Genomic DNA, 7,740 nt, shown 5'->3' with positions numbered 1-7,740 from the left:
GGTGTACGGCGACCCCGAGGTGCACCCCCAACACGAATCATATTGGGGCAACGTCAATCCGGTGGGACCGCGCAGCGTCTACGACGAAGCCAAGCGGTACGCCGAAGCGCTCGCGTTCGCCCACCGCCGCCTGGGCCGCGTTGATGTCGGGGTGGCACGCATCTTCAACACCTACGGGCCGGGCATGCGCGCCGGCGACGGACGGATGGTTCCGTCGTTCTGCTTCCAGGCGCTGCGCGGTGACCCGTTGACCGTTTCGGGCACCGGCCTGCAAACACGATCGCTGTGCTACGTCGACGACACCATCGCTGGGTTGCTCGCGCTGGCGCACAGCGACTTCGGCGGACCGGTCAACATCGGCAACCCCGACGAGCTCACCGTCCTGGCGGCCGCCGAACTGATCCGCGACCTCGCCGGCAGCACGTCGACGATCCTGTTCACCCCGCCGGCCACCGATGATCCCCAACGGCGATGCCCCGACATCACGCTCGCCCGCGAGCGCCTGGACTGGCAACCGACCGTCGACTATCGCACCGGGTTGAAGACCACCGTGGACTGGTTCCGCGCCACGGCCGACGCTTCCGAGGAATCCGGTGAGGAGCTCGTCCCGGCCGCTGATCGACGCACCCGGTAGGAGGAAGCAGTGCGAATTCTCGGTGTCAACGCGGTATTTCACGACCCCGCCGCCGCCCTGGTTATCGACGGCCAGGTGGTGGCGGCCGCCGAAGAGGAACGCTTTTCCCGGCGCAAGCACGGTAAGCAGGCCGTCCCGTTCGCCACCTGGGAGCTTCCCGTCGCCGCCATCCGGTGGTGTCTCGAGCACGCCGGCGTCGCCGCCGAAGAGATCGATGCCATCGGCTACTCCTACGACCCAGCGCTGATGTACGACGAGCCGGTCGACCCCGCCGGACTCGACAAGGATTGGGAATACCTGCGCACCCTGTACGCCGAGCGCGCGCCCGGGTTTCTCAAGACCGCGCTGCCCGGCCTCAATCCCGCTGTCGTGCACCACGTCCGCCATCATGTCGCACACGCCGCGTCGACGGCGCTGGCCTCCCCGCATCCCGATACCGCCGTGTTGGTGGTCGACGGGCGCGGGGAACGCACCTCGATGCTGGCCGGTGCCTATCGCGACCAGAAGCTCGACGTGCTGGCCGCCCAACAGCTGCCGCACTCGCTGGGGTTGCTGTACGAAAGCCTCACCGAGCACCTGGGTTTCGTGCGATCCAGCGATGAGTACAAGGTGATGGCCATGGCGTCCTACGGCCGGCCACGCTTCGCCGACCAGCTTCGCGACCGGGTATACGCCTGCGATGACGGCGGTTTCCGCACCGAACCGATCGACTGGGAGCGCCTGGCGCCGCGGCGCCGGGCGGATGCGACGGACCTGGACCCGGTGCACGCCGATCTGGCGTGCAGCGTGCAGCTGGTCATCGAGGAGGTGCTGCTTGATCTCGTTCGCTGGCTGCGCGCGCGTACCGACGGTGACGCGCTGTGCCTGGCCGGCGGTGTGGCGCTGAATTGCGTTGCCAACAGCCGCATTTACGCCGAGGGCGGTTTCGGGCGGGTGTGGGTGCAACCGGCGGCCGGCGACGCGGGTACCGCGCTGGGGGCCGCATTGAGCCTGGCCGCATCGTTTCACGAGCCGATCACTCCGATGCCCACCGCACAGCTGGGTCGCGGCTGGTCCGAGGAACGGATCAGGGCCGCGCTCGACGACGCCGCCGTTCGCTATGAACGCCCGGACGACGTGGTGACCGCGGTCGGTGACGCACTGGCCAAGAACCAGTTGATCGGATGGTTCCAGGGCCGCGCGGAATTCGGGCCGCGGGCCCTCGGCGGGCGCTCGTTGCTCGCCGATCCGCGCCACCCCGCCAACCTGGAGCGCCTCAACGCCGTCAAGGGACGCGAACAGTTCCGGCCCGTCGCGCCCATGGTGCTGGCCGAGCGGGCGGCCGAGATCTTCACTCGCGGGCCGCTTCCCAGCCCGTACATGCTGTTCGTCCACGACGTCGCCGAAAACTGGCGGGGCCGCATCCCCGCGGTCACCCACGTCGACGGCACCGCGCGAATCCAGACCGTCGACAAGGCCGAACACCCGCTACTGCACGCGACGATCAGCCACTTCGCCGAACACACCGGAGTTCCGGTGGTGGTCAACACCAGCTTCAACACCGCCGGGCGACCCATGGTGGACACACCGCGCGACGCGCTCGAGGTGTTCGGCAGTTCACCGATCGACGTGCTGGCCCTCGGCCCCTACCTGGTCAGGCGGTACCTGTGATGCCCGAGTACACGCTCGTGATCCCCACCATCGGTCGGGATTCGCTGCGGCGCTTGCTGACTGCGCTGAAGCGCGGTGCGGGGCCGGTGCCGCCGAAGGTCGTGGTGGTCGACGACCGGCCGGGACCGCCCCGCGACTTGGCGTTGGGAGACGACTTGGGAGTGCGGGTGCTGCGCAGCGGCGGACGCGGGCCGGCGGCCGCCCGCAACGTGGGATGGCGTGCGGCCACCACCCGCTGGGTGTGTTTCCTGGATGACGACGTGGTGCCGGATCCGGATTGGGAGTCGGCGTTGTGCATCGACCTGAAGGCCGCGGACGCCGCCGGCGCGGTCGGGTCGCAGGCGGTGCTCGAGGTCCCGACGCACCGTCGCCCCACCGACGACGAGCGCCGGACCGCGCGGTTGTCGACGGCGCGATGGATCACCGCCGACATGGCGTATCGCCGCGACGCGCTGGTGGCGGTCGGCGGATTCGACGAGCGGTTTCCGCGCGCCTACCGCGAGGATTCCGACCTGGCGCTGCGGATTGTGCTGGCGGGCGGGACGATTCTGCGCGGCGAACGTCGCTCGACTCACCCCGTCGCGCCGGCGACCTGGCGCTCGAGCGTGCGGGCGCAGATCGGTAACCGAGACAACGCCTTGCTGCGCCGCAAGTACGGACTGTCCTGGCGCGACCAGATCGGCGAAGGGCCGGGCCGGCTGCCGGCGCACTCGGCCACCACCCTGACCGGCGCGCTGGCCCTGGGCGCCGCGCTGCTACGCCGCCGCCGCGCGGCCCGCCGCGCCGCCGCTCTATGGCTGCTGTTGACGGTGGAGTTCACCGCCCGGCGCTGGCTGAGCGGACCACGCAGTGGTGTTGAGGCGCTGCGGCTTTCGCTGAGCAGCGCGATCATCCCCCCGGTCGCGGTGGCCCACCGGTTGGCCGGGGAATGGACGTTTCGCCGGGCGCGGCGCGATCCGCCGCTCGCGGTGCTCCTCGACCGCGACGACACCCTGATCGTCGACAAGCCCTACCTCAACGATCCGGCGGGGGTGCGCCCCACCCGCGACGCCGCCCGGGCGCTGGCTCGGCTGCGCCGGCGCGGCCTGCTGCTGGCCGTGGTGACCAATCAGTCCGGGGTGGCGCGCGGACTGATCAGCGCCGAGCAGCTCAGCAGGGTCAACGACCGGGTGGACGACGTGCTCGGCCCATTCGACTCCTGGCAGGTGTGCGTCCACGACGCAACCGACGGCTGCGGATGCCGCAAGCCGCGGCCGGGCATGGTGTTGGCGGCGGCCGAGGCCCTGGCCGTGCCGCCCCAGCGCTGCGTGATGATCGGCGACACCGGCGGCGACGTCCGGGCCGCCCTGGCCGCCGGCGCCCGGGCGGTGCTGGTTCCCACCGACCGCACCCTGCCCGGCGAGGTCGAGCACGCGCGCCAGCACGCGCGCGTGGCCGCGACGCTGAATGACGCAGTGTCCCTGGTGCTTTCGGACTGCCAATGAGCACCGCCGTGGTGGCCCGCCTGGACAGCGCCGGTGACGTGCTGATCACCGGTCCCGCAGTGCGCGCGGTGGCCGCACACCACGACCGGCTGACGATGCTGGTCGGGCCGCGCGGCCGGGACGCGGCCGAGCTGCTGCTCGGTGTCGACGAAATCGTCGAATGGCAGGCGCCCTGGGTCGATTTCGAGGCGCCCGAGTTGACCGCCGCGCATGCCGAGGCGCTGATCAAGCAGCTGCGCGATCTGGCCCCCGACCGGGTGTACATCTTCACGTCGTTTCATCAGTCGCCGCTGCCGCTGGCCCTGTTGTGCCGCATGGCGGCGGTGCCCTGGGTGGGCGCCATCTGCGTGGACTACCCCGGCGCGCTGTTGAACCTGCGGCATCAGGTGCCCGACGGAATCCCCGAGCCGGAGCGGGCGCTGTCGCTGGTGCGGGCGGCCGGTTGCGCCCTGCCCGCGGGCGACGACGGCGGGCTGCGCGTGCGGGCGACGGACCCGGTGCCGCCGCGGCTGGCGACCGAGATCGGGACCGGGCCGTTCGTGGTGTTTCACCCCGGCGCGGCCGTGCCGGCCCGGCGGCCCAGTGCGGGGCGCAGCGCGGCCATGGTGGCCGCGCTCGTCGACGCCGGCCACCGCGTCGTCGTCACGGGCGGCCCCGACGAGGCCGCGCTGACTGCATCGGTAGCGCGGGATGTGGCCGCCGATCTCGGCGGTCGTACCAGCCTCGCGGAACTCGCCGCGGTGTTCGCGGCGGCGCAGGTGGTCGTCGCCCCCAACACCGGCCCGGCCCACCTGGCCGCCGCGGTGAACACCCCGGTGGTGTCGCTGTTCGCCCCCGTGGTGCCGGCCGCGCAATGGCGGCCCTACGGGCCGCACGTCAGCGTCCTCGGCGATCAGTCCGCGCCGTGCCGGGCCAGCCGCGCGCGGGTCTGCCCGGTACCCGGGCACCCCTGCCTGGACCACATCACCGATGCGGAATTGATCGCCGCGGTAAAAGGAGGACAGCCATGATCGAGGTGCACTTCGATGCGCTGCAAGACGCGGTGCGGCGGACCAGCGCCGAGGCGGCCCGGCTGCGCGGCTGGGGCCGTCAGCTGGCGATGGTGCTGCCCGGCGGGGGCCGCCTGCTGGCGTGCGGGAACGGCGGCAGCGCCGCCGAGGCCCAGCACCTCACCGCGGAACTGGTCGGGCGCTTTCACGAGGAGCGGATCCCGATGTCGGCCATCGCTTTACACGCGGACACCTCCGCGTTGACCGCGATCGCCAACGACTACGGCGACGAGGAGATGTTCGCGCGCGGGGTGCGCGCACACGGCCGGGCGGGCGACGTGCTGGTCGCGTTGTCGACCAGCGGCGCCAGCCGCAACGTGATAGCGGCGGCCAAAGCCGCGCAGGACGTAGGCATGGTGACCTGGGCGTTGACCGGCCGGGGACCCAACGAGCTGGCCGGCATGTGCGACGAGGCGATCTGCGTGGACGCCGGCAGCACGGCGACCGTGCAGGAGGTCCACCTGATGCTGATTCACGGGTTATGCATGGCCCTCGACGATGTCCTATTGCGGCGGGAAGCATCGTGAGCACCAAACCGCTTGTCATCGTCGGTGATTCGATCCTGGACATCGATATCTTGGGCTCGGCGAGCAGGCTCAGCCCCGAGGCCCCGGTGCCGGTGGTCGATGCCGAACGGCTCGTACAGCGGCCGGGTGGGGCCGGGCTGGCGGCCCTGCTCGCGGCCCGCACCGAGACCGCCGTGGTGTTGATCACCGGCATCGCCGACGACGACGCGGGACGAAGGCTGCACGACCTGCTGGCCGCCTCGGGGGTGCGGGTGCTGGCACTGCCGATGAGCGGGACGACGGTGAGCAAGATCAGGATCCGGGCCCGCGGTCAGTCGATGCTTCGGGTCGATCGCGGTGACGGCGCCCCGATCGACCGGCCGGTGGCCGCCGAGGTCGCCGACGCCCTGGCCGGCGCCCGGGCGATCTGCGTCGCCGACTACGGCGCGGGCGTGACCGCGCTGCCGGCAATCCGGACGGCGTTGACCGAAGCGGCGCGCCGGATACCCACCGTCTGGGATCCGCACCCGCGCGGCGCGCCGCCAATACCCGGATGCGCGCTGGTGACGCCGAATCATGAAGAGGCGCAAGCGTTCTGTGGGGAATCGCCGGGTGACGGCCCAGAACTGCTGCTGCAGAGGTGGGGTGCGGCCGCGGTGTGCATCACTCGCGGAGCCCAGGGCGCTCGGGTCTACCTGCCACAGGCGGGCGTCCATCACATCGGAGTCCCGCAGGGCGCCGCGGCGGGTGCGGCCGACGTCTGCGGGGCCGGCGACCGGTTCGCGGTCGCCGCGGCGGTGGCGCTCGGTGACGGTGCCGACGCGGTCACCGCAGTGCGAGCCGCGGTCGGCGACGCGGCACGGTTCGTCAGCGCCGGTGGCGCTGCGTCGGTGTCTACACCGGTGTCCAGCAAGGGATCTGACGTGCTGGCCAGCGCCGCGGGCCTCGAGGACGCCAGCACGGTCGACCCGGTTGCGCTGGCGGCGCGGCTGCGCCGTCGCGGGGGCACGCTGGTAGCCACCGGCGGCTGTTTCGACTTGTTGCACACCGGGCACATCCGACTGCTTCGGCAGGCCCGCGAACTCGGCGACGCGCTGATCGTGTTGGTGAATTCGGACGCGTCGGTGCGGGCGCTGAAAGGCAGTGGGCGGCCGGTGATGCGTGACGCGGATCGGGCCCGCGTCCTGGCCGCGCTGGCCTGCGTCGACGCGGTGGCCATCTTCGACGGCCCCACCCCGGAGCGCATGCTGGAAGATCTGCGACCCGACATCTGGGTCAAGGGCGGCGACTATGTGGCCGCCGACCTGCCCGAAGCCGATGTGGTGTACCGCCACGGCGGCGAGGTGATGATCCTGCCCACGGTGGCGGGCTATTCGTCTTCCCGATTGATCGCCGCGGCAACGTCGCGCCGCGAACATAGCTGAAAGGTGTTGATATGAACCAACAATCGCTTCAAGGCGTGCTGATCTCCGGCGGCTCCTCCGGATTGGGTGCGGCCACCGTGGCCGCGGTATCCGCCCGCGGTGGCCTGCCGCTGGTGATCGACAAGAAACCGCCGGCGGCCGACGTCCCCTATGTCGCTTGCGATTTGGCCGACACCGGTGCGGTCGCGACCGCCGTCGAGTCCCTGGCCGACAAGGTGAACGGCCGCATCACCGGTGTATTCACCCCGGCCGGCATCGACTCCTGCGGCACGCTCGAGCAGGTCCCCGCCAAGGAATGGGAGCAGGTCATCGCCGTCAACCTGGTCGGCACGGCCGCGGTCATCCGCGCCGCCCTGCCGTACCTGAAGGCCACCCGGGGGCGCATCGTCACCTGCGCCTCCACGCTGGGCATCAAGGCGGTCAGCGACGCCACCGCCTACTGCGCGTCGAAGTTCGGGGTCGTCGGTTTCACTCGCGCGCTGGCGGCCGAGCTGGCCGGACAGGTCGGCGTGACGTTACTGATCCCCGGCGGCATGCACACCCCGTTCTTCGACGGGCGCCCCGAGCAGTACAAGCCGCCGGCGGACGCCAAGCTCAATCAGCCCGAAGACGTCGCCCAGACCGTGCTCTTCGCGCTTTCCCAACCGGCCGGCTGTGAGGTGCGTGAGATGGTGGTCTGCGCCTCGACGGAGTCGTCGTGGCCCTAAGGGGCGCAGCGACTCTCGACGCCGGTGCGCCGGGCAGGATCGTGGTGCTGCGCGCCCTGGGGCTCGGCGACCTGCTCACGGCGGTGCCGGCGCTGCGTGGGTTGCGGCGACACTATCCGGGGGCGCGGGTGATGCTCGCCGCCCCCGACCGCTACCGCGACCTGGCCATGCTCACCGGCGCGATCGACGAGTTGCTGCCCACCAACGAGCTGGGCGACGTCCAGCCGCTGGGGGGCCCGCCGGCGCTGGCGATCAACCTGCATGGCTGCGGACCGCAGAGCATCGA

At 71.5% G+C, this 7,740-nt stretch carries 8 protein-coding genes; all 8 read left to right on the top strand.

Annotated features, from left to right (window positions below; translation table 11 throughout):
* Window positions 1–634: NAD-dependent epimerase/dehydratase family protein (locus A5659_RS22430; RefSeq protein WP_156749325.1), on the top strand; the 634-nt coding region annotated here is incomplete at its 5' end.
* Window positions 635–643: 9 nt separating this feature from the next.
* Complete coding sequence (locus tag A5659_RS22425; RefSeq protein WP_067184350.1) at window positions 644–2,284, top strand: carbamoyltransferase C-terminal domain-containing protein; 1,641 nt, start codon at window positions 644–646, stop codon at window positions 2,282–2,284.
* Window positions 2,284–3,768: an HAD-IIIA family hydrolase gene (locus A5659_RS22420; protein ID WP_067184346.1), complete on the top strand. Its 1,485-nt coding sequence runs from the start codon at window positions 2,284–2,286 to the stop codon at window positions 3,766–3,768. Before A5659_RS22425 ends, A5659_RS22420 begins: the two co-directional genes overlap by 1 nt.
* Window positions 3,765–4,778 (top strand): glycosyltransferase family 9 protein, encoded by a 1,014-nt coding sequence (locus A5659_RS22415; RefSeq protein ID WP_197498148.1) that lies wholly within the window; start codon window positions 3,765–3,767, stop codon window positions 4,776–4,778. The genes A5659_RS22420 and A5659_RS22415 overlap by 4 nt, the downstream gene beginning before the upstream one ends.
* Window positions 4,775–5,344, top strand: a complete 570-nt coding sequence (locus A5659_RS22410; protein WP_067184342.1) for an SIS domain-containing protein — start codon at window positions 4,775–4,777, stop codon at window positions 5,342–5,344. The genes A5659_RS22415 and A5659_RS22410 overlap by 4 nt, the downstream gene beginning before the upstream one ends.
* The gene (locus A5659_RS22405; RefSeq protein WP_156749326.1) at window positions 5,338–6,747 is read left to right on the top strand and encodes a PfkB family carbohydrate kinase; all 1,410 of its coding nucleotides are present in this window, start codon (window positions 5,338–5,340) and stop codon (window positions 6,745–6,747) included. Before A5659_RS22410 ends, A5659_RS22405 begins: the two co-directional genes overlap by 7 nt.
* A gap of 11 nt (window positions 6,748–6,758) precedes the next feature.
* Window positions 6,759–7,454, top strand: coding sequence for an SDR family oxidoreductase (locus A5659_RS22400; RefSeq protein ID WP_066881964.1), 696 nt, complete (start codon window positions 6,759–6,761; stop codon window positions 7,452–7,454).
* Window positions 7,445–7,740, top strand: a 296-nt coding sequence (locus A5659_RS22395) for a glycosyltransferase family 9 protein (protein ID WP_369829398.1), incomplete at its 3' end; no start/stop codon positions are given. The genes A5659_RS22400 and A5659_RS22395, both read left to right, overlap by 10 nt.

Source organism: Mycobacterium sp. 1165196.3 (genome assembly GCF_001673415.1).
Taxonomy (GTDB): Bacteria; Actinomycetota; Actinomycetes; order Mycobacteriales; family Mycobacteriaceae; genus Mycobacterium; species Mycobacterium europaeum_A.
Note: the sequence above shows the minus strand (reverse complement) of the source record. Positions and strands in the feature narration are given on the sequence as shown.